The sequence below is a fragment of the Nocardiopsis sp. NPDC006139 genome, assembly GCF_040614155.1.
GTDB classification, from domain to species: domain Bacteria; phylum Actinomycetota; class Actinomycetes; order Streptosporangiales; family Streptosporangiaceae; genus Nocardiopsis; species Nocardiopsis changdeensis.
This window is the reverse complement of the sequence record NZ_JBEXTT010000011.1, coordinates 22,642-44,418: the sequence shown is the minus strand read 5'-3', so window position 1 is coordinate 44,418 and position 21,777 is coordinate 22,642. Positions and strand designations below refer to the sequence as shown.

At 64.2% G+C, this 21,777-nt stretch carries 14 protein-coding genes; 6 read left to right on the top strand and 8 right to left on the bottom strand.

Features of this window, described 5'->3' with window-relative positions; genetic code table 11:
- Positions 1 to 55 precede the first annotated feature (55 nt).
- Positions 56 to 1,138, bottom strand: a complete 1,083-nt coding sequence (locus ABZ249_RS16400; RefSeq protein ID WP_355263075.1) for a Fic/DOC family N-terminal domain-containing protein — start codon at positions 1,136 to 1,138, stop codon at positions 56 to 58.
- A gap of 750 nt (positions 1,139 to 1,888) precedes the next feature.
- Between ABZ249_RS16400 and ABZ249_RS16395 the strand changes: the two genes are divergently transcribed.
- Complete coding sequence (locus tag ABZ249_RS16395) at positions 1,889 to 3,328, top strand: site-specific integrase (RefSeq protein ID WP_355263072.1); 1,440 nt, start codon at positions 1,889 to 1,891, stop codon at positions 3,326 to 3,328.
- Positions 3,329 to 3,372: 44 nt separating this feature from the next.
- Here the strand turns inward: ABZ249_RS16395 and ABZ249_RS16390 are convergent, their stop codons facing one another.
- Together ABZ249_RS16390 and ABZ249_RS16385 are read right to left on the bottom strand one after the other, a co-directional pair.
- The gene (locus ABZ249_RS16390) at positions 3,373 to 4,998 is read right to left on the bottom strand and encodes a pentapeptide repeat-containing protein (RefSeq protein WP_355263069.1); all 1,626 of its coding nucleotides are present in this window, start codon (positions 4,996 to 4,998) and stop codon (positions 3,373 to 3,375) included.
- Between the two features lie 1,157 nt (positions 4,999 to 6,155).
- Entirely contained in the window at positions 6,156 to 6,284 is a 129-nt protein-coding gene (locus ABZ249_RS16385; RefSeq protein WP_355263066.1) for a hypothetical protein, read from the bottom strand.
- A gap of 1,151 nt (positions 6,285 to 7,435) precedes the next feature.
- Between ABZ249_RS16385 and ABZ249_RS16380 the strand changes: the two genes are divergently transcribed.
- Positions 7,436 to 7,987 carry a DUF2637 domain-containing protein gene (locus ABZ249_RS16380; protein ID WP_355263063.1) on the top strand — a complete coding sequence of 184 codons (552 nt, stop codon included), beginning with the start codon at positions 7,436 to 7,438 and terminating at the stop codon, positions 7,985 to 7,987.
- Between the two features lie 266 nt (positions 7,988 to 8,253).
- Here ABZ249_RS16380 and ABZ249_RS16375 read toward each other — a convergent pair whose 3' ends face one another.
- From ABZ249_RS16375 to ABZ249_RS16355, 5 genes are all read right to left on the bottom strand, one after another.
- The gene (locus ABZ249_RS16375) at positions 8,254 to 9,042 is read right to left on the bottom strand and encodes a phosphoadenosine phosphosulfate reductase (protein ID WP_355263060.1); all 789 of its coding nucleotides are present in this window, start codon (positions 9,040 to 9,042) and stop codon (positions 8,254 to 8,256) included.
- 221 nt (positions 9,043 to 9,263) lie between these two features.
- Complete coding sequence (locus ABZ249_RS16370; protein WP_355263057.1) at positions 9,264 to 9,911, bottom strand: hypothetical protein; 648 nt, start codon at positions 9,909 to 9,911, stop codon at positions 9,264 to 9,266.
- A gap of 85 nt (positions 9,912 to 9,996) precedes the next feature.
- Entirely contained in the window at positions 9,997 to 10,893 is an 897-nt protein-coding gene (locus tag ABZ249_RS16365; RefSeq protein ID WP_355263054.1) for a phospholipase D family protein, read from the bottom strand.
- Positions 10,890 to 12,773: an ATP-binding protein gene (locus ABZ249_RS16360; RefSeq protein ID WP_355263051.1), complete on the bottom strand. Its 1,884-nt coding sequence runs from the start codon at positions 12,771 to 12,773 to the stop codon at positions 10,890 to 10,892. Before ABZ249_RS16360 ends, ABZ249_RS16365 begins: the two co-directional genes overlap by 4 nt.
- Positions 12,770 to 14,398, bottom strand: a complete 1,629-nt coding sequence (locus tag ABZ249_RS16355; protein WP_355263049.1) for a DEAD/DEAH box helicase family protein — start codon at positions 14,396 to 14,398, stop codon at positions 12,770 to 12,772. The genes ABZ249_RS16360 and ABZ249_RS16355 overlap by 4 nt, the downstream gene beginning before the upstream one ends.
- Positions 14,399 to 14,904: 506 nt before the next feature.
- On the opposite strand from ABZ249_RS16355, the gene ABZ249_RS16350 reads away from it, so the two are divergent.
- From ABZ249_RS16350 to ABZ249_RS16335, 4 genes are read left to right on the top strand one after another with little or no spacing between them, the layout of a single operon-like run.
- Positions 14,905 to 16,044 carry a cysteine desulfurase family protein gene (locus tag ABZ249_RS16350; RefSeq protein ID WP_355263046.1) on the top strand — a complete coding sequence of 380 codons (1,140 nt, stop codon included), beginning with the start codon at positions 14,905 to 14,907 and terminating at the stop codon, positions 16,042 to 16,044.
- Between the two features lie 57 nt (positions 16,045 to 16,101).
- Positions 16,102 to 17,205, top strand: a complete 1,104-nt coding sequence (locus tag ABZ249_RS16345; protein ID WP_355263043.1) for a DUF4007 family protein — start codon at positions 16,102 to 16,104, stop codon at positions 17,203 to 17,205.
- Positions 17,202 to 20,774, top strand: a complete 3,573-nt coding sequence (locus ABZ249_RS16340; RefSeq protein ID WP_355263040.1) for an ATP-binding protein — start codon at positions 17,202 to 17,204, stop codon at positions 20,772 to 20,774. Before ABZ249_RS16345 ends, ABZ249_RS16340 begins: the two co-directional genes overlap by 4 nt.
- A 6-nt stretch (positions 20,775 to 20,780) precedes the next feature.
- A complete protein-coding gene (locus tag ABZ249_RS16335) occupies positions 20,781 to 21,614 on the top strand; it encodes a phosphoadenosine phosphosulfate reductase family protein (protein ID WP_355263037.1) in 834 nt (277 codons plus the stop codon).
- Positions 21,615 to 21,777: the final 163 nt, after the last annotated feature.

Genomic DNA, 21,777 nt, shown 5'->3' with positions numbered 1-21,777 from the left:
AGGCGTTCGCGGACAACTTGCTCGACCATGATCGCCGATCGTGGCTTGTGTCAGCTCACTCGGGGCGCGTCAACACGTCCAGGAACTCATGGTTCACGAAGAGGCGTTCACGACCGGCCTTGACATCGCGGAGAAGCCCCGCCTCGACCAGGGCGTGCAGCCAGGACGACGCGGTCTGGCGCGTGACCTCGCATCGGTCGACGACAGTGTTGATGCGGCAGTAGGGCTGCTCGAACAGCACGGCCAAGAACCGTGCGTCCCGACCACCCGGGGTCGCGGCGCGAGCCCGCTCGGCGATGTCCTCCTGACATCTGCGGATGGCTCCGATCTTTCGCGTCGTCGACACCGCAGAGTCACGAACAACGTCGAGCATGTAGAGGACCCATTCGATCCAGGCACCGTCAGCCGTCACGGCTCGCAGGAGCCGGTAGTAGTCGTTCTTGCGGGCGATGATGGCGCGTGAGAGATAGAGGATCGGGTCGTGCAGCAGACCGGCCCCGATCAGCATCAGGATGTTGATGACGCGGCCGGTGCGTCCGTTACCGTCGTGGAAGGGGTGGATCGCCTCGAACTGGTAATGGGCCACCGCCATACGCACCAGCGGATCAAGATCGTCCTCAGCGTGAACGAACCGCTCCCAGGCCGACAGCTTCTCGCGAATGAGGTCGACGCCCTCAGGTGGGGCGTACACAACCTGCCGTGTGGTCGGGTTCGCGATGCGCGTGCCGGCCACCGCACGAATGGTCATCTCCCTGCCCTGCAACTCGGAGCAGATTCGGATGGCTGTCGCAGACGTGAGCGGCCGGTTCCTGATCGATTCGACTCCGGCGAACAGTGCGCTGCGGTAGCGCAGTGCCTCCTTGGTGGCGTGGTCTCCCCCGCCGGAGTCTGCGTGCTTGAACAGCTCATCGGCGGTGGTCACGATGTTCTCGATCTCGGAGCTGGCTTGCGCCTCGAGCAGCGGAACGGCGTGGATCAGGATGTTGGGGTTCGGCAGCAGTCGGCTGGCTTGGGCGAGTGTGGCCAGTGCCGTTCGGGCTTCGATGGTCGACTTGAGCACGGGCTTGGGCTCAAGGTCGAGGTCGGCCGGCGGCAGCGGGGGCAGATCGTTGAAGGGAACGTCGGGGCTCCAGGGCACGTGTCAACTCCTTCGACATATCCGCACCACGTGTTAAGAATTCTGAATAAACCTAACATGTTCCCGGGATGCGTCAGTATCTCAACACGTCCTCATCACGCGTCGACCCGCGTTCGGGAGGTGGGTCGGGGAAAATCCGGAGTATCTGAGCTCTGGCATACCGGCAGGCCACGACGCCCGGCCTACCCCTCTGGCCTGACCAATGAGCGGCGCGTGTTCCCTCTCAACGGGCCGGTCCAGTGCGAGACCGGTGCGTGCGGATCCACCTGGTGCGCGTGGGCGAGAACCGCAACGAGATCCGCTACCGGCCTACCGGCCAGCATCGTCTGGAGGACTCGGGGAACGGTGAGAGCCAGTGACCGAATGCGCGGTGCGGATGATGTCCGCACGCGCGCTCCGGCCGTACGGCGCGCTGTGCCTCGGATCCGCTCTGTTTTCAGCGGGCGCGTGTGCTCACGTCCCATCGTGTGGGTCCGAGCGGCGTTCTTGCACTCCAACGGCCCTACGGTAAAGCGGGGAAAGCGCACCCGGAAATACTTTTCCTTGACCGATAGGGAAACCTTTTACCCGCATGTGCGCTGTTCTGTGCGCCTTGATCAGTCGGCATCGCGAACGAGGCCTGTACATCCGATTTCCCCCTGCTTTGAGATCGGGTATCACCTTTTCGCGGGACAGAAGACTAAAGCGAAGGGTGTTCGGGTGGCCGTTCGTCTGTTCAAGCGGTGTTCGTGCAGAGAACAGATCCTGGGAGTGGAAGGAAAACCGGCGCTCGACCACTGCGGTGAGCCCCGGTACCGGCGGCTGGGCAAGAGGTGCCGCCACATTGGTGACACCGGTCACGGGTCCTGGTACTTCTCCATCCCGCTGCCCCGACCCTCGTCAGACACCGGAAGACACACCTACCTCAAGCGCGGCGGCTACCCGAGCAGGGACGAGGCCCACCAGATGGGGGCTGCCGCACAGTGTCTGCTTGCGGTCCCCGACCGCGACGACGACGCGGGCCGCCGAGAGGTCGCCGCCGTGGTGGTGCACGCCCTGGACAACGGTGCGGAGCTGCCGGATATCGAGACGGTGCGGGAGCGCTACCTGCGCTGCCAGCCCCTGGCCCCGGCCCCCACCCTGGACGCATGGTTGGACCACTGGCTTCCCTCCAAGCGCCCCCACCTGGCACCCAGCACCTTCCTGGGTTATGAGACCCACATCCGCCTCTACCTCAAACCTCACCTGGGCCGGTACCGGATCGACCGGCTGCGCGTGGACCACGTGCAGGACATGCTCGAACTCATCGAGGAGGAGAACGAGCTCATCGCCCTGGCGCGCACAACCAGGGACCCGGCGCTGTGTAAGCGTTTCCACTACCGCCGCCACGCCGGCCCCACCACCAAGCGGGCCATCGTCAGTGTGCTGCGCAGCGCTTTGAACGCGGCCAGGGCGCGGCAGATGATCGCGTTCAACCCCGCCTCACACGTCAGCGTTCCCAGGTCCGAGCACCAGAGGCCGCAGATCTGGACCGATGCGCGGGTGCGCCGCTGGGTGGTCACCGGCGAGGTGCCCGGGCCGGTCATGGTCTGGACGCCGGCGCAGACCGGGGCGTTCCTGGACCATGTGCGCGATGATCCGCTGGAGGCGCTGTTCCAGCTGATCGCCTACCGGGGGCCGCGGCGTGGTGAGGCGTGCGGGTTGAGCTGGTTCGACATCGATCTTCGCCAGCGCACCGCCGAGATCTGGCAGCAGCTCGTCCTGCTGAAGGGGGAACCGGTGTGGGCTAGGCTCAAGACCGCCCACAGCAGGCGGACGCTGGCGTTGGACGAGGTCACCGTCGAGGCCCTGCAGCGCCACCGTGAGCGTCAAGCGTGTTGGAAGGCCCGCGCGGGTGCGGCGTGGCAGGACTCGGGGCTGGTGTTCACCACCGAGCTGGGAGCCGCGTTGCGTCCCGACCGGGTGCTGCGGCGTTTTCGTGAGCTCACCGCCCGGGCGGGTCTGCCGCCGATCCGGTTGCACGATCTGCGCCATGGGGCGGCGACACTGCTGCTGGCGGCGGGCACCCATGTCAAGGTCGTGCAGGAAACGCTGGGCCACTCCCGTGTCTCCACGACCCTGGATGTGTACACCAGCGTCCTTCCGGAGCTGTTCCACGAGTCGGCCCAGGCGGTCGCGGAACTGGTACCGCGCAAGGGCGCTGCTGGGTGATTGTTGGGCGCAGCGAACATGACAGTGGGAGACGAGTGGAAATGTCAGTGTTCAGATGAGCCATCTGCGCTCTCCTGGTCAGGCTCTTCCCCGCCTTCGATCGGGTTCGGCTGCCACTGCTCAGGCAACACCACCCCGGGCTTTCCGCGCTCCATTGCCTTCAGGAGACTGCTGGGGAATGTGCCTGAGGCGTCCTCGAAGGACACCGTCCCAGCGGCGAACTTGGTCCCGCTGAAGTCCATCGTCCTGGCGGTGAACACGGCCCCACCGAAGTCCACCCACCCGCCCGTGAACTCGACTCCGTTGAAGGACACCATCCCGGCGGTGAACTCAGCCCCGCTGAAGTCCACCCACCCGTCGGCAAACTTGGCTCCGAGGAAGTCCACCATCCCGTCGGTGAACGCAGCTCCGAGGAAGTCGATCGTCCCACCGGTGAACTCAGCCCCGCTGAAGTCGACCGTCCCACCGGTGAACACGGCCCCGGTGAAGGACACCCTCCCATCGGTGAACAGGGCACGATGAAAGTTGACCAGTCCGCCGGTGAACACGGCCCCGGCAAAGGACACCCTTTCAGCACTGAACTTGGCTCCGAGGAAAGACACCGTGCCGTCGGTGAACTTGGCTCCGTCGAAGTCGACCGTCCCGCCGATGAACACGGCCCCGGCAAAGGACACCCTCCCACCGCTGAAGTGGACTCCGTACAGGTCGCCGCCGTCGAAGACGACGCCGGTGAAGTCGTAGTCCTTGCCGCGCCAGCGAGTGTCCTCACGGAGGCGGTTGCCGATGATGCGGATGATGGTGTGGCGCACTTGTTGAAACGACTCGAACTCCAGAACCCGCTTTCGGTACTCCTCTTGGGTCACCTTCTGCTTCTCGCGTTGGGTGTCCTCGTGTTCGGTGCTGCGGAGCCGTCCGAGGTCGACGGCTGTGGTCGAGGGCACCGTTGGAAAGACGGAGAAGTCTGACTGCCCGGAGGGCTCGGCAGGGCGAGGTGTGTAGGGCATACGCAGGTAGGCGCACAAGACGTCGATGACCATCTGCACCTCCTCCTCGGAGGGTGCGTCGTCTGCCAGCCGGGCCAGGGCATGGACTCCGGCCAGGCGCACGGCGGCGTGCTCACTGCCGAGCTTGTCACTGGCGCTGTCGAAAGTGTCGGTGAACAGCTTCGCGACCTCACGTTCAGCCGCCAGCTCGGCACGAACGTTGGCCGCTTCGGCCCGGACCGCGTCGGCTTCGGTGGTGCGCTGGCGCCTGTAGTGGATCACCAGCAGAGCGACACCACCCAGACCGGCCACGACGGCGAAGGCCCGCGTCGCGATCGCATCCAAGGCGCGCGGGGACAGTTCGGCAGGCAGGTCGATACCTGGGGTGCCCAGGACGAGCCAGATGAGCACCACCATCCCGGCCACGGCTCCGATGGCCACCACCCACGCGCCGAGGATCAGCCACCACAGCCGAACCGAGATTCGCCGCTGGGCGCGGACCAGCACCACGGCGATCACCAGCACGATCACCAGGACCGCACCTAGAACGATGCGCCCAACAGGCAACCCCGCAGGCAGCAAGCCCCACAGGAACGGGAACAGGGGCCATACGGTGGCGGTGAGCGCGGGCAGCGCCGCGGCCGCGAGGGCGATGCCGGTCCACTGGCGGGGGGCAAGCGAACGCATGACCGCCACGTTAGAGGGCCCGCCCGCGGTGCGGGCGGGGATTACCGTATCCGGCCAGTAGCCAGGTTGTTGAGTGCAGTGAAGACGTCGGTAGATGCGGGGTCTCGTCAGGGGGGCGAGATCGGGTTGAAGCCCTCCATCTGCCACTTGTGCACTCCCGGGTGGCCAGCGACGAACTCGCACGACCACGGGGCCTCCCCGGGCGTGTCGTTGGGATGGCGGCCGACCTCGTTGCAGCATTCGGCCGAGGACAGGCACACGATCTTGCGCCCGGTGTCGGACCAGTGCAGCCACCACCGGGAAGCCCGCGTCGGGGTCGCCAGCCGCCTGCTCCAGGATCGCGCGCACCGTTGCGGGGTCGGTGTCCAGGGCGTGGGCGAGCTGGTCGGGGGTGAGCGGGACCGGGGCGTTGGCCAACGCGGCCAGCACCCGGCGTCCGGGGGCGGGGGTGAGGTCGTCCACGAGGTCGGCGGGGTCCACATCCAGGTGGCGGGCGATCGCGATCACCGCGGTGACGGGCAGGTCGGACAGATCCCGGGCGGTGTCCTCGGTCAGGTCGCGGGGTGGATGCCGACCAAGCCGGCCACGGTGTGCGGGGGCAGCCCGCGCAGCGCCAGGCGCTCGGCGACCAGCCGGGTGTTCACCACCCGCTCCCCTGCGCCCCGGCCGGGACAGGCGGCGGGACCAGGACGTGCAAGGCCAGGCCGCGCCTGCCAGCCCAGTCATGTGCGAACCGGGCAGCGGACTGGGCGGTTTGACCCAGGGGACGACAGAGAATGTCAGGTCAAATGAGACGTTGAACTGGTCAAACGATCTGTGACGTGTTGCGGCGGGCCGAGGCGTTGATCCACACCGTCTCGGGCAGCCACGGTGGCTCCGTTCACAGTGAGAACCTCTCCGGATGAACCGCATAAGCCTCGGCCTGAGTCCGTGCCCGCTGTAACGGACCTGGCCATCGGTACCGAAGTACACCGACGCCGGAGTGAGGTAGCCGATCCCTGAATAGCGGTGCTCCTGGTTGCAGTAGGCCATGAGACCCTCCGTCCGCTCACGGGTGTGCTCCAACGACGCGAACTCGCGCGGGTAGTCCAATGCGTAGTACTCGAGGGTTTAGGACTGCGCTCGGAGTAAGGGTTGTCGTTGGAGGTCTTCAGCCGCTAGTGCGACCGCTCGCTCCCCAGGGCCGACAGCAGTTGGGACATTTTCTTGGGGGTCGTCGCCGTACCCTGGTCGGCCCGCTCCACCGCGTGCGCCGCCACGTACCGTGCGAAGATGCCGATGACCACGCAGGTATGGGGGCACTCACCGCGCCGAGGGCCTCTGGGCCGAGTCATGCCGGAGATGAACACCTGCCCTGGTGCGGCAGCCCGCAGTTCGGTCGCCACCTTGGGCGGGTGGGTGGCGGGAGCGCCCGGTCAGGCGGCACGCCCGGACGATGCCGACTCCCGGGCCGTCGTGTCAACGCATAAAGGCCGCTGAACCGCCAGGACCGTCCACATGCAACCCTCGGGTGGTTCAGCGTCGGTCCGGACACAGGCGGTCGCTGCCCTGCGCCGGGTGAGGACATCCTCCGCACGGAGTTTTTCCGCTCCTGGGTGGGGAATCGACCTTGAAGGGCCTGCTGACGGCCTGATCCCCACCTTTGGGTCAGAGGGCGGTGTTCTGGGGACGTGGATACGGTAATCGCAATCCGACGAAAGTCGGCTGAACATCTGAAACGGTTGGCTCCCACCAGAGCTCACAGGAATAACCGCAGCTCAGAGCTGGCACGGCCTGGAGTCGACTTGGCTCCCATGCCGGAGCCGTACGTGCGCCGACGCCGCACACAGAACGACCCCGAACCGCGTTTCCGCTGTTCAGGGCCGCAATGCCACTGTCTCATGGTGGCGCACTCGGGAGGATTCGAACCCCCAACCTTCTGATCCGTAGCAGGTGGGCGGCACTGCATCGACCCTGCCGTGACCGCCCTTCGCCACGTATTCGCCACGCCGCCGGAACCCGTCTCCGAAGCAGCTTCCGAGGTCTCAGCACACTCCGGTCCCCCATGCCGTAGGAGCCGGCGCGAGTCCCATGACCGGTGTCAGATGATCAGCGCCGGATGGCTTTGGGCCGCTGCATGGGCTGCATTGCACGAAACCCACAGAACCCCGTCGGCAACCCCTACAGACAAGTCTCGGGCAGATCCCCTCACCTTGGTTGCCGACCTGTCTTGACGATCGGCATGTCCAGCGCGGTGAGCCACGGAGACCTGAGCCCTGTCACACCCGAGGCAACCGGGACTCGATAGCTTCCTCCCCGTGCTATTCCAACGCTGCCCGAACTACAGCGGACAGTGCTGTCACGGCTACCCTCCCCGGCTTCCTTGCCCTTGAAGTAGAGGAAGGCGAGGTGGCCCCTGGAAGCTGACGACGGCAAAGAAGAACACACGACCGATCGCTTGATCCGAGGAACAACCAAAGTTGTCGTCTGCGGTGTCGCGATCATTGCTGCGATCGTGTCCTACCGGCACGCCTACGCGGTAGTCACCGAATACGGTGAGAGTGGCATCACCGCGATCATGATCCCTTTGACCATCGACGGGCTGGTGTACGCCGCATCAATGGTGATTCTCCACTCCGCCCGGGCCGGGATCAAAGCCCCATGGCTGGCCTGGCTCCTATTGTGGGTGGGAATCACTGCCACGCTGGCGGCGAACGTCGCTCATGGATGGAGAAATGGGCTCGTTGGGTCCATCGTGGCGGCCTGGCCAGCTGTGGCCTTGGTGGGGTGTTACGAGATGCTGATGTGGCTGGTTCGCTCGAACACCCACCAGAGGCCAGAGACAGCTCCTGAGATGACGGACATCAACCAACAAGCAATCCATGCCTACCAGGAGAGCGTGCGCATCGGCAGCCCACTTTCAGAGAGAAGGCTTGCCGAGCGATTCGGAAAATCGCGCCGGTGGGCGCGTGCCATTATGGAGAAGGCAGCAAATGAAGAGCAGGGTTAAGAGGTAAGGAAAGCCAAACTGTTTCGCCCTCTCCACTGAGGAAAGATGCGGATCTTGTGGCTCGGTGCGTGGTACCACCTTGGTACAAGGTGGTACCACGCACCGAGCTCTTCAGCCCTCGGGTCTCGCGGCCTCGTACGCCGCTGTACGGCCGGTTCCCCTAGCTACTCGGGGTTTAGACCATGTTGGTACACCCCTGTACCGAGCTGGCCCATGGCGAACCTTTCTCCGAGGGGAGGGGGAGCGTTATGAAGCTTCAGGTCCGCTCATGTCATACACCACCCCGAGTCACAGGCCGTGGTCTCGTCATCCACAACTTGTGGATCCGCTACGACGATAGCCTCATCAAGGGGGCGCCCGTACCTGCTTAGGAAGACCTCGTCACGGCCGAGCCAGCGCCGACGTTCATTGATGACTCTCTCGAGGCGCACAGACTTGGCGAACAGCTCGGGTTCTTCCAGTCGCTGTTGACGCCACGATCCGACCGTCTTGAACGGGCAGAAAAAGCACGAACTCTTAGGTGGAACAGGTAGGTCCGCGTCGGCGATGATCTTCTCGCAATCGTCTCGGCGGAGCTTGAGGTCGAGCAAGGGGTACTCGATCTCCTCGTAGAGCTCCTTGTGCCGGCGGTTGGCTCGATGGATCTCATCAAGTGAGATGCCGATGCCGACAGTCGCCGGGTTTTCCGCCGTGGCCCCGTGTTCCCGCAGCCACCGCCCGATCACCTTGATCTTGAAGTCCGCGGTGCAGTTGCGTCGACCTGGCGCGCCGTTGGCCATACGTACCGGGATGGGGATGGACCTCGTATCCGGCTGGTTCAGACGCTGCATGAGCGTCTCAGTCGATCCGTCGCGGCGATGCCGCGTGAGTTCCTGGATCTCGATTCCGGCACCGGCGGCGTAGGGCACGGCGATCTCCCGCACGTAGGAGAGCGTTGCCGGGTGCTCGCTGTCGTCGCCCACGTTGGCGAACAGGAAGGTCCTGAAGTCGATCTCTCCGCGCGCCGCCAGTACGAGCAGAGCTGTTGATTGCACCCCACCCCCGTAGGAGACCACCTTCCTCCAGGTGGGGTCCTGTCGCTCAGCGGGGGCTCGGGAACCGGGATCGGTCGGAGTGGAACTTCGGGGGGTTCCTGGGGTGTACTGCCTGGATGCCATGTGAGAGACAATATGGATGACTTGATGTGAGATCAAGTGTTACTCTCACCATTGAGATTGGGAAGACCGGTCATCACGCGGAGGCCAGGGACGGCATCAGCTTCAGCAGAACCGGTGGTCTAGCGCTGAGGCTTGATGACGACGGAGTAGCCCTTGGCCAAAACGGACGTTAGGAACTCAGCTGCCGCGGCCTCATCGGTCGAGGTGAAGGTCCGTGCCGCTGGCAGTGACTCGCGTGACGGCCTAGTGACTGTAGGAGCCGTTCTGCGTCCCCGAGGTTTCTGAGGAGAACGTTGACCTGCGCGAAGTACAGAGACCTCAGAGGAGACGAGGTCACGTTGCCGTTGGTGCGCGTCATCGATGACGGTCTCAAGGAGCCAGAGCGGAGACCCGGAGAGAACCAGGTCAGGCTCGGCGATGCGCTGTCGGTTGCGCCACCGGGAGACCGCCTGGGCGTCCCTGCCTAGAACACGACCGACTTCCTGAATGCCAAGAATGACCGGAAGCTGGTCCTGGTCGTGAAGGACGTAACCGCCCGGGATCTTAGCTTTGTAAGCCGCCAGGCGCTCCCGGTCGACGGGACGGTCGCCCTCGGCATTGAGCTCCAGGACGGTATCCAGCAGCCAATAGGGGTTGCCTGAGGCGATCAGATCGGGCTCACCGAGTGTGCCCTCCGACCGCCACTTCTGTGAAGTCTGGCGCTCGACCCGGTAGAGGAAGGCGATCTCGGCATGCCCAAGGAGGAATGGAACCCGAGCCTGTGCCATGAGGCGCCTTCCCAATCACCCGGACCTGCGTGGTGTGGTGGTGGACCGACGACCCACCACCACACCAAGACGTGCATGTGTGATCTTAGGTGTGCTCGGTGCCGGGCCGTAGCTCCCACGAGCCCACTTCGGTGTAGTACCGGCCGAAGTGCTGAAGCCAGGCGGCGACCGTCTCCGTGGTCCTGCGGGCCTGGTCCTCTGTTTCTCCTGTCCGCGCGGCGATCGCCTGTTGCAACTCCAGGTTGCCGAGGCGCTGTTCTGCGGACAGCTGGCTGAGTTCTGGGATGGCATGCAAGCGGGTCTCTACCGCGTTGTTGAAGTCTTCTTCTGATAGGCCAGCAGGGAGATCGAGCATGGCCAAGTCTCGGATGATGCCGGCCTCGACTCGAGCAGTGAACTTTGCCCGGCCGCTGTAGAGAGCGAACACGTTCTCCGGCCGCCTCGTCTCCGGGTACCAGCTGAAGACGGCTTCGTCCGCAGCCTGAGGGGTGGTGTGCTCGGCCTTGAGCAGCTCCGCCTGTTGCCGAACCAGGGCCGCCATGTGGGGCGTGGCCGCTGTGGAACGTGACTCGATCTGTGCAAGAACACGCTGGACTTCAGGATGGTCAGCCGAGGCACCCAACAGGAGCTCCACATTGGAATGGGGCACACGGCCGGTGGCCTTGCCCGTCAGGTTGGCCGAGCCAACCAGGCAACGGTCATCGACACGGTAGACCTTGGCATGCAGAGATGGGCACAGGGTGATGGAGACCCGATCGTCCTTTGCAGCGACCTCGATGATCTCCGGGTCAGAGACCCCGGCGGCCACCTCCGCCGGGGTCCAGCGCGTCACACACGCGATTTTCGTGACGGAGCTTGGCACCTTGGCGACGAGCTCCTCGAAGATCGACCTCTTGATGAAGGGGGCGATGAGGTGTACCTCTTCGGTGGCGCCGCCCACCAGGACAGCCATCTGCTGCCAGACGTGGTCCGGCGAGGTCACTCCTCTTCACTCCCGTCTTCGATGAAGTCTCGGGCGTAACGGCCCCAGTCGCGTCGAGCATCCGCAATCCGGTTTCGGTCACGCTTGTTCGGGATCTCATCCTCCATCCGGGCCCAGGAGAAGATGAGCAGTTTGAAGGTGTCGGACGCTCGTGACAGCCGCTGACGGAGCTCTGCCTCGTTCGCGTCTTCAGGGACATCCTCAAGCACGGTCATCAGCTCGCTGTGCAACGGGTGCTCCGTGTTGAAAGACACCTGGAGCATGCCGGCGAGCAGGTCGATGTTGAAGAACGCGGATGAGTCCTGGGGGCTGGACAGCCAGCGCACACGCCAGTCCTTCTCCAGCGCCTCCTCCACCATGGATCGGGCGATGTCTTCGTCGACATGATGCCGCTCGGTCAAAGCGCTCAGCTGCTCCTGGCGCTTATCGGCATCCGTTGCTTCCTCTGCGAGGCGGTCGGTCGTTCCCGTATGTCCGTCCTCATGCCGACGCTTCACGGCATCTGTGGCCTTGGAAGTGACCACGCCATCATGCCGGTTGCTGTTCTTGCGAGTGCCGAGCTGTTGTTGCCTCAGCTTCTTCCGCATCTTTCCCAAAAGCTCTTTGAGGAAATGCGCGAGGTCGATCAAGGGCAGCCGCGGGTCACCGAATTCGGCAAGGCGGTCTTTAAACTCTTTGGGTGTTTCACTTTCATCTCTCTCATCAGACCAATCGAAGTCCGCGAGCGATGAAAACACCACTGCTGTCTGCTTGTTGTTGGTGACACCGAAGACCTCGTCAAGCTCGGGCGGGAAGTCCACCTCAATTCCCCACCACCGTTCTACGGGGTCGTAGCCGATCGCCCAAGAAGTATCCAGGTCAAGCTCTCGACCCTTTCGAACCAGTGAGACGCCCACGTTCCTGCGGGCGTGCTGGCCCCACGTCTGGTGTCCGCCATCTCGGTTAGTCTTCGCGGTGTCAGGCCATGCGTGACCGGGTACGTCAGAACGCCGGGCTTCGGGGCGCGCGATGGACGCCCGCACCTTCACTGTGTACTTGGCGCCATTCACCGTGAGTGGGTAGTGATATACCCCAGGATCATCCTCGTTGCCCATGTCGTAAGGTTCGAACATGGGGGTTTTATTGAACGGGGCCGGAGTCCCAGTTTCCGACATGAGATACAGGGGGTCGTTCGGTTCGGCGTAGTAATAGCCGTTGTGGCCTTCTTCGATTACCTTGCCATCACGGACGGGCGCCATTTTGATGGTCGCGGAGCCGTTGTGGAGGTAGTGGCGGTAGACGCGGCCGATCAGCTCGGCGGTGTTGCGCAGGGTGGCTCCGGCGCCATGCCACTTGACGCGGTCGAGATCAGTCCAGACAACGAGCGTCCCGCTCGTACCCAAGGGGGTTTCACTAAGTTCGTCCCAGTACTCTGGTACACGACAGGGCGCGGGGTCAGGGACCTCGTCTCGGCCGCCTTCGATCTCTTTAAGGTCGAGGTAGGTGTACAGGGCGTTAGCGGGACCGTTGGTCCAGGACCAGACTTCCACCTTGGTGCACTGCGACATGCTCGAGTTGGGCAACCCCATGCCGAAGCGCCCGATCCGGTTGCGGTCGTCTCCGAGTCCGTCCCCGTACTTCAGAGCGCGCCGCAGGAGGTCGCTGTCCATGCCCTTGCCATTGTCCAAGACGGCGATGGTGTCCACACGGTGGCGAGTCTGTGTGGCCCCTTGTACCGGGCTTTCGCAGGCGAAGACCTGAACGAGTGAGGCCTTGGCGTCGATGCTGTTGTCGATCAGCTCGGCGAGCGCGTAAGCGGTGTTCTTGTAGCCGCTGTCGCGCATGGCCTTGACGGTCAGCGAAGGGCTGACGATCCGGTAGTTTTTTTCCTCACCGTTCACAGGGCCTCCCATACATCTTCCCAGTTGGTGAATGCTTCAGCGACGTCGCCAAACCCAGGGAGCTCTGGATCGACGACGGTCACGATCTCACAGCTTTCGGTGCCACCGGCCTTTGGTCCCCGAATGACTCGACCGACCATCTGGCTGTACAGCACCAGCGACTTGGTCGGCCGGGCGATGACAGCGGCACTTGCCGCAGGAGCATCAAAGCCTGTAGTCAAAACGCCGAAATTGCACAGGACCATGGGTCGTGGAGCTGCGCTCTTGAATCGACGGATCGCGTCGTTGCGATGCCGAGGAGAGGATTCACCGGTCACGAAATCAGCATCGAAACCAGCTGCGGAGAGCACAGAAGCAATGACCCGGCAGTGCTGTACCGACGCCGCGAATACGAGGATGCGGCGATGCTGCTTCTCAAGCAGGTCCAGGATCGTCTGGACGACCTTGAGATTCCACTCCTCGTCCTTGGCGAGTTGCGCAATGATGCTGTCGGGTATTTCAAAGGATCGCGCAAGATCCCTTTGGTCCCGCGCTGACAGATGCATCCCCGCTTCCGAGGCCACTGTGCGCATGATCGGCTTGGCCAGATATCCCTGGTCGATCAGGGCGCTTACGGGGTTGGTGTAGCCTTCGATCTCCAGCATGACCTTCTGGCGGGAGAAAAACTCCGCGAGCTCTTCATCTTTGGAGATATCTGCCCATGTGCGACCAGGGGTCGCTGTCAGCCCTAGAAGACTGGAGTCGTGACGTACCGTCAGATCATCCACCACACCCTGAAATGTGGGAGCGATAATCTGATGGGCCTCATCGAACACCGTCAGAGTTGTGCGAGCAGCCAGCGTAGGCAGGAACCGCGGATCGGACTTGGCGGTTGAGACGGCCTTCTCCAGCCCGAGCACGACCAACCCGTCGGTCACGTCTGCGAGGTCCGGAGAGGCACTACCCCAAACCCTCAGGACCGGCAGGGGACGGTCACCGACCTTGCCCCAGGCGCGCTCGAACTCGGTCGCAGCCTGCTCCAGCAGCTCCTGCCCGTGGGCGAGCCACACCACCAGGGTCGGCCCGTAGTGCCGCAGGTGATCGCAGATCATGCTCATGCCGGTCCGCGTCTTGCCGACACCCGTGGGCAGGTGGAGCACGACTCGGCGAGGACCCTCGTACAGCAGTTCCTTGACTTTGCGCGCAGCGCGAAGTTGATGGGGGAACAGGGCGTACTCGGGTGCCGTTCCCCGCTTGGGGGGCGGCGGTTCGGGGCGTGTGCGGTCGACGGTGAAGCCGAAGAACTCGAGGAGCTCCCGGCGCTCGTCAGCCGTCCATTTCAGGCTCTGCAGGCACTCCAGCGGGGTCTGCTCATCGTTCGCCAGGTCGAGTCGCTGCGCCAGTTCCCTCTGTTTCGGGCCCGGAACCATGGCGATGAGAGCTGAACGCTCGAACTCGTTGGCTGCCAGGTGTTCGACATCGATGGCGATCGAGGCGACGGCTCGAAGGCGGTCATCCTCGGCCCTGCCCCCTTCGAGGAGGTCAAGCAGGGCGCAGAGCTCTTCGCCGAGGTGGCCGCGGATGTAGGACATCGGGGCGTCGGCGAGAAGCTCTTTGAAGGGCATCCCGGGTGACCAGGTCGTCATGGACTCACCTGCTGCCCGAGGTACATGGACGGTAGTAGTCCGTGCGTACTCCGGCCAGCATGGTTTTTGTCATGAGGCGCCCTCTCTTGCTCTGCAACAACGAGTTGTATCCGCTCCTGCCGTGTGTCGCTGCTCACCCTAGAGCCCCGCCCTGACAGGAGGCAGGGGTGCGGCATTCAGGGGTGCGACGAACGCGCACGAACTCCACAGATAGATCGTGACAGGGGCAAGTTCGGCTGATGTGGCTGATGAGAGAGGAAGGGTGGCCACATCCGGCCACTGATGCGAACGTGTGTTCTAATCAGGCTCAAAGGGTGCCGTGGTGAAGATTCGGCCTCTGCTCTCGTGCTATATCGGCCCCGCCCTGAACAGTGGGGTACTAGGATCACGGTGTACTGCTGGTGGAAGTGTTCAAGGGTCGCGAGGCGAATCACCAGTAGTAGCGAGAGCACGAGACCGGGCAAGCGGGGTAGATGATGACGGATCAGGTGTCGGAAGTAGACCCTGTGTATCTCGACTACAACGCGACGGCTCCGACGCGCCCTGAGGCGCGAGACGCCGTCATGGAAGCGATGCTCGCCGTGGGCAACGCCTCAAGCCCTCATCTTCCGGGGCACGCGGCGGCTGCCCGGGTCGACAAGGCCCGCAGACAAGTAGCTGAGCTCTTGGGTTGCTCTCCCGGTGAGATCGTTTTCACATCCGGGGCCACTGAAGCCAACAACCTCGCCCTGCGCGCTGGCTGCAGTACCGGCGGGGGAGTCATCACGAGTGCGGTAGAACACCCGGCTGTCCTTGAGACAGCCCGAGAGCTCACAGCTGATACGCCGAACGCCCTGATGCTGCTTCCCGTGGACGCGGACGGCCTGGTGGATCTGGCCGACCTGCACAAGGCGCTGGCATCATCGAAGGTCTCCATCGTTTCCCTGATGGCAGCCAACAACGAAACCGGGGTGCTCACCGACCTGGCCCCGATCGTTGAGGCGGCTCATGCGGCGGGAGCGCTGGTTCACACCGATGCGACGCAGATGGTGGGTCGTCTCCCGATCGACCTTGTAGACCTGGATGTCGACCTGCTGTCATTGTCAGCGCACAAGTTCGGTGGCCCTCAAGGCGTGGGGGCGCTCTTCATTCGGCGTGGAGTCGATTTCCCCTTCCAGCCTCTGATCTTCGGAGGCGGGCAGGAACGCGGATGGAGAGCCGGCACCCTCAACGTACCGGGGATCTCCGGTGCCGGCGCAGCCGCAGCTGCCGCAGCTCATGCACTGCCGACCGAACAAGTCCGCATCACTGAACTGCGCGACAAGCTCGAAGCCGCCCTCACCCGACAGATCAGCAGTTGCCACATCAATGGGGCACGCGATCAACGGCTCCCCGGAGTGAGCAATGTGATCTTCTCTGGAGCACCAGCAGACGCCGTTCTCTCAGCCATGCCGGAGATCGCTGCCTCAGATGGAAGCGCATGTGCCTCTGGCGCACCGACTCCCAGCCATGTACTCCTCGCTATGGGACGCAGCCGGGAAGACGCAGATTCCGCCGTGCGCTTCTCGCTGGGCTACGCCACCACTGCTCGTGACATCGATGTGGCGATCGCTTCCACTGTCCGCGCTGTAGCGCAGGTCCGCCAGGCGCTCGGCTCTGAGGACTGAGCGAGCACCCGCTCCCGCCTGCTGCCCCTTCAACTATCCGTTCGGAAAAGAGCCCTGATGTCAGACAGTCGGCTCGCGCAAGCCGCCCACTCCTCCTTCGCGCGCCATGAAACCTTCACTCCCCGCTTCGGCTGGCTCAATAAGGCCTACACGCAAGCCAAGGAAGACCCGGGCGTGTTCATCGCCGCGGACGCTCCGGTCCGCCTCGGCGTCGGCAAGAACATGGTGGCGTCCATCCGGTACTGGGCGCGGGCATTCAAACTCACCAAGGAAGCCTACGGAGACGAGACCCAGTCTCGAGCTCTGCTGTCCTACCCGACCTGGGAAGCCCGATGGCTGCTGGATGAACAGGGAGCCGACCCCTACCTCGAAGAGACCGGGAGCCTGTGGCTGTTGCACTGGTGGTTGGTCAGCTCCCGTCCCGGCGCGTTGAGCTGGGCTCCCTCCTGGTATGTGACCTTCCACCTCGCCCCCTTTGCTCGATTCAAGACCGGGGACCTCAAACAGCTCATCAGCCAGCATGTGAACCTGTCCTACCGGGAGGGCCCTGCCGAGGGTTCCATCCTCAAGGACATCGACTGCATCACCAAGATGTACGCGCTGCCCACCCAGCACGCCAAGAACGGTGCCCCGGGAACCTTCGAGGACCTCCTGCTGTGCCCCTTCCGTGAACTCGACCTACTCGAACAGGTCGGAACACGCGGCGACCCCGAGTGGCAGTTCGCCCGAGGCTCACGTACCTCCCTGCCGCCCCGGGTGCTGGCCTATGCCTGCCTCGACTACGCCGCCCACGCCACACGCAAGAGCGGTTCGATCTCCCTGGCACGCCTGGCCAACGAACCCGGTTCTCCCGGTCGGGCTTTTCGTGTACGCGAGCCGGACATCGCCTCTGCGCTGGAGCATGTGATCCACTCCCACTCCCAGCTGCAGATCACCGAAGCCGTCGGCCAGCGCAGTCTCTCGTTCTCTGCCGACCCCTTCGAGCTCGCCTGGGACGTTCTCGACGCCCAGTACGGCAACGTCCGCTCGCGCGAGGGCTTTCCCACTCGCGCCGAGTGGCACCACGAGAACCCCAAGCTCACCGACGCTGAACGCCGCGAACACAAAGACCGCGCCGGCGACGACGACCAGCTCCATCTGCCTGTCGAGGAGAACGCGTGACCACGACCGCACTCACCCGACCCAACGCCATAGGCAGTGACATGGAAGAACCGCGATTCCCTGCAGGAATCAGCCTCGTAGGTTCCCAGATGCGTTCCACCAACCTCGAACGCGACGTCCAGGAGCCTTTGCACGATCCCTACATCGGCGCACGCGCCGTGGATGTACTCGACCGCCTCGCCAGCGCGCTCAAGGACCCCCGACGCACTCGCGCATGGTCACTCACCGGCCCCTACGGATCGGGCAAGTCGACTCTGGCCAACATCATCCACGCTCTCCTCGGCGATGACGAGAAACGCAGGACACAGGCCGAGAAGCTTCTCGATCAGGCGACCCCTGGACTCGGCCACAGGATCTCCGAAGGCCGCAACGAGCTCGCCAGCCGTGGATTCCTCGGGGCTGTGGCGACGGCTCGACGAGAGCCTCTGACCGCCACGCTGGCGCGCGCCCTGCACACCGCGGCGCAGAAGCACTGGCCGCAGGAGGAGACCCCCTCGGAGGTCAGTACGGCCCTGGCCAATTGCGCCGACCCTGCCGTTGCCGGTCCTCAAAGCATCCTCGAAGCGATCGCTGCTCTGTGCGCGCAGGCTCCGATGCTGCTGGTCATCGACGAGTTCGGCAAGACCCTGGAGCACCTGGCCGCGCACAACGAGTCCGCCAGTGCCGAGGACGATCTGTTCCTGCTCCAGGAGATCGCAGAACGCAGTGCAGGCCGGCAAGGGCACCGGCTCTACTTGATGACGCTGCAGCACCTGTCGTTCATGGACTACGCCGCACGGTCGAGTGATCTGCAGACCCGCGAGTGGGCCAAGGTCCAGGGGCGTTTCGAAGACATCACCTTCACGCCGCATCTGGGTGATGCCGTCCAGCTCATGCGTCGTAGGCTCGACCACACGGCGGTCACCGAACACGGTCGGGAACTCATCGACTCCTACGCCCGAGCGGCTGAGGAGAGCTGGCGTGAGCATGGGCTCAACGCCGTGGTCGACCTGACCTTCGAGGACTTCGCCGACCTGTACCCTTTGCATCCTCTGACCGCGATCGCGGCCCCCTACCTTGCCGCGCAGATCGGCCAGCACGACCGCAGTCTGGCGAACTTCCTCAACAGCGACGAGCCCAACACGGTGCGCCGCTCCCTGGAGGCCTACGCGCAGGCGACACCGGACACGATCAGTACGATCCGCCTGCCCCAGCTCTACGACTTCTTCCTCGATTCCGGACGCACCTCCCTGCTCGCCTCTTCCCACGCCAGCCGTTGGATCGAGGTCGAAAGCCGGATCGACCGGGCCACCGGGATGCCCGCGCGTGACCAGGAGATCATGCGCGCGGTCGGCATGCTGAACCTGATGGACTCCGACGGTGCACTTCGGGCCACCACCACGATGGTCTACTTCGCGCTGCACGACCCGCAGGAGCCGTTCGATGCTGGCGCCTACGCGGACCTGCAGAAGCGACTGGACCATCTCAAAACAGACAAGCAACTACTCGTCCTGCGCGACTACAGCGGCGAATACCGTGTCTGGGAGGGCACGGACGTCAATATCGACAAGCGCGTCGAGGAGATCACCAAGCACCTCGACACGTCGGCGATCCTGCGCAAACTCAAGGACCACCTCCCCGCAGCAGTGGTCGCCGGCAGGCACAGCCAGGTCACCGGGATGCAGCGGGCCCTGTTCGTCGAAACCACAGGGCCCGGCATCCAGGAAGTCCGCACTCTGGATGATCTGGACCCTTATGCCGACGGGCTGCTGGTGTTCCACTTCGGAAACCTCGATGACCTGCCGACCATCGACACCGACCTTCCTGTCGTCCTTGGAACCACCGACGACCCCGAGCTCATTCTCGGCACCGCGGAGCGCTTCGTGGCGCTCCAGGACCTGCTGCTGGACAAAGAGCTGGACCGTGTGGCGCGCCGTGAGATCAGCGAACGCGCCACCATGGCCAAGACCGACCTCATGGAGCAGCTGAACACCGCCTTCTTCCCGCCGAGCCAGCACGCGACCTGGCGGCTGTGGGTCTCCGGCATCCCCAAGGACGCCGAGGAAGGCGACATCATCGAAGGGCGCAGCCTCAGCGCCCTTGCCTCCGTGGCCTGTGATCGGGCCTTTGCTGCGAGCCCGCACGTGCGCAATGAGATGCTCGGCCGTACCGAGCTGACCAGCCAGGGCGCCAAAGCCCGCCGGGAGCTTCTCACCGCGATGCTCACCAGGTCCGGTGAGCGGTACCTGGGCATCGTCAAGTACCCGGCCGAGCGGGCCATGTACAGCGGTGCGCTCGCCTACATGGGCTTGCATCGCGAGAACACGGCCGTTACCGCGGACGATGGCGCCACCTCCATCCTTCCCTACGGGTTCTCTCGGCCGGGGCCGCAGCATGCCCATGCCCAGCCTGTCTGGGCGGCACTTGAGAACGCCCTGACCGACGCTCACGAGCGCACCAGCCTCGATCAGATCTTCCGCGTCCTGGCCCGGCCCCCGTACGGTGTGAAGGAAGGGGTCATTCCTCTACTCGTCGTCACGGCGTTGATCATCCGCGGTGAGGATGTGGCGCTGTTCGAGGAAGGGACCTACCGCCCTCGGCTGACAGCCGACATCGTTGAGCGGATCGTCAAGGCCCCGTACCGCTTCGAGGTCAAGTCGACCCCGGTCGGGGATGGTCTGCGGGCCAGCGTCGTCAAGAAACTCACCAAAACCCTGGACGTCGACGCGCCTCGTTCCCAGGCCCTGCGCAACCCGGCATTGCTGGCTGTCGCCCGGGCCCTGCTCGAGCGGATCATGGTATTGACCCCCTACGGTCGCAAGACACGCCGCCTCAGCAAAGACGCCGTGGCCGTCCGTGCTGCTCTGTTCCAAGCCCAGGACCCGGACGATCTGCTCTTCCGACTCCTGCCCCAAGCGCTGGACATGGATCCGATCACCCCGGAGATGAAGAAGAGCACCCCGAAGAACAAGGGTTTCGCCGAGCGCCTCACCGCGGCGGTGCAGGAGATCTCCGAGGCGGACAGTGCACTGCGCGCCGAGGTCGTCCAGGTGATCAGCAAGGAGTTCCGTCTCAGCTCCACCCTGACCCGGATGCGCAAGGAACTCGCAGCCCGCCTCAAGGGATTCGAAGGCGTCTACCTCACCACCGAACTGCGCGGCTTCGTCTCCATCGCTCTGAACACCACCTTGGACGACAAGGACTGGCTCGAGCCGATCGTCGTCCGACTGACCAACTCGGCCCTCGGCGACTGGTCCGACACCGACGCCCAAGCCTTCCCCAGCAGGGTGCGGGAGATCGCCCAGGCCCTCGACCGTGTCAGCCACCTTCACCAAAGCCCCAACGGCGATGACGGCCAGGAGGAGGCTCTCGACACGCGCCTACTCACCCTCACCGGCCGAGACGGCAGCGAGCAGCGCACCCTGCTCTATGTCCCTGAAAAGTCCCAACAAGAGGCACAAGAACTCGCTGTCCGTGCCATGAGGCAGGCTGAAGAGATGCTCGGTGCCGACGGAGCCCGCATCCTCCTAGCCGCTCTCGCCCAGCACGTGACCACACCCGCCACGCCGACCGACGATGGAAAGGACTGAGTGACGATGACCGATGACGCCCCAGCGAAGAAGGTCCGGCATGTCCTGGGCATCTCCGGCGGCAAGGATTCCTCCTCCCTTGCCATCTACATGCGCGACCGCGTGCCTGACATGGAGTACTTCTTCTGCGACACCGGCGCTGAACTTCCCGAGACCTATGAGTACCTCAACCGACTCGAGGCCGCCCTGGGCAAGCCGATCGTGCGCCTCAACGCCGACCGCGACTTCGACCACTGGATGGAGGTCTACCAGGGCACGCTCCCTTCCCCCCAGATGCGCTGGTGCACCAAGAACCTGAAGCTCAAGCCCCTTGAGGAATGGGTCGGCGAGGACGAGGTCATCTCCTACGTGGCGATCCGCGCCGACGAGAACCGCCTCGGATACGTGAGCACCAAGCCGAACATCAAGGCGGTGTTCCCCTTCCGGGAAGACGGAATCGACCGGAGCGGGGTCGACCGGATCCTGGACGAGGCCGGCATCGGCCTGCCCGACTACTACGAATGGCGCACCAGATCCGGCTGCTACTTCTGCTTCTTCCAGAGAAAGCACGAGTGGCTCGGACTGAAGGACCGCCACCCCGACCTGTTCGAGAAGGCCGTCGCCTACGAAGAGAAGGTCAGATACCGCCACAAGGCGATGCAGGGCCGCAACTACACCTGGACCCAGGGAGAATCACTCAACGAGCTCGTCGAGCGCCGCGAAGAGATCGAGGAGCGCCACCAGGCGGCTCTGGAGCGTGCTGCCAAGCGCGCCAAGCCCAACCGGCCTCTACTCGAAGTCCTTTCCAACGCTCTGGACGAGGACGACGACGAAGCCGGCTGCTCGGTCTGCCACCTGTAACGCTATACGGCAACTGACTGAGGTGTTCGTCGAGCGGGCAAAGGAAAGCCGCTTTGGAGACCGCCCCGAGAGCGAGGAGCACCTGCCCCAGAGGCAACGCCCGTTCCCTGTCGCAGCATCAATGCATTTGGGGGTGGCATCCGGCAAGCCGGATGCCACCCCC

Bases quoted from the DNA above. Each gene is read 5' to 3' on its own strand.
- ABZ249_RS16345 (WP_355263043.1), top strand. From the start codon at position 16,102: ATGTCAGACAGTCGGCTCGCGCAAGCCGCCCACTCCTCCTTCGCGCGC.
- ABZ249_RS16370 (WP_355263057.1), bottom strand. From the start codon at position 9,911: ATGGCACAGGCTCGGGTTCCATTCCTCCTTGGGCATGCCGAGATCGCC.
- ABZ249_RS16390 (WP_355263069.1), bottom strand. From the start codon at position 4,998: ATGCGTTCGCTTGCCCCCCGCCAGTGGACCGGCATCGCCCTCGCGGCC.
- ABZ249_RS16355 (WP_355263049.1), bottom strand. From the start codon at position 14,398: ATGACGACCTGGTCACCCGGGATGCCCTTCAAAGAGCTTCTCGCCGAC.
- ABZ249_RS16335 (WP_355263037.1), top strand. From the start codon at position 20,781: ATGACCGATGACGCCCCAGCGAAGAAGGTCCGGCATGTCCTGGGCATC.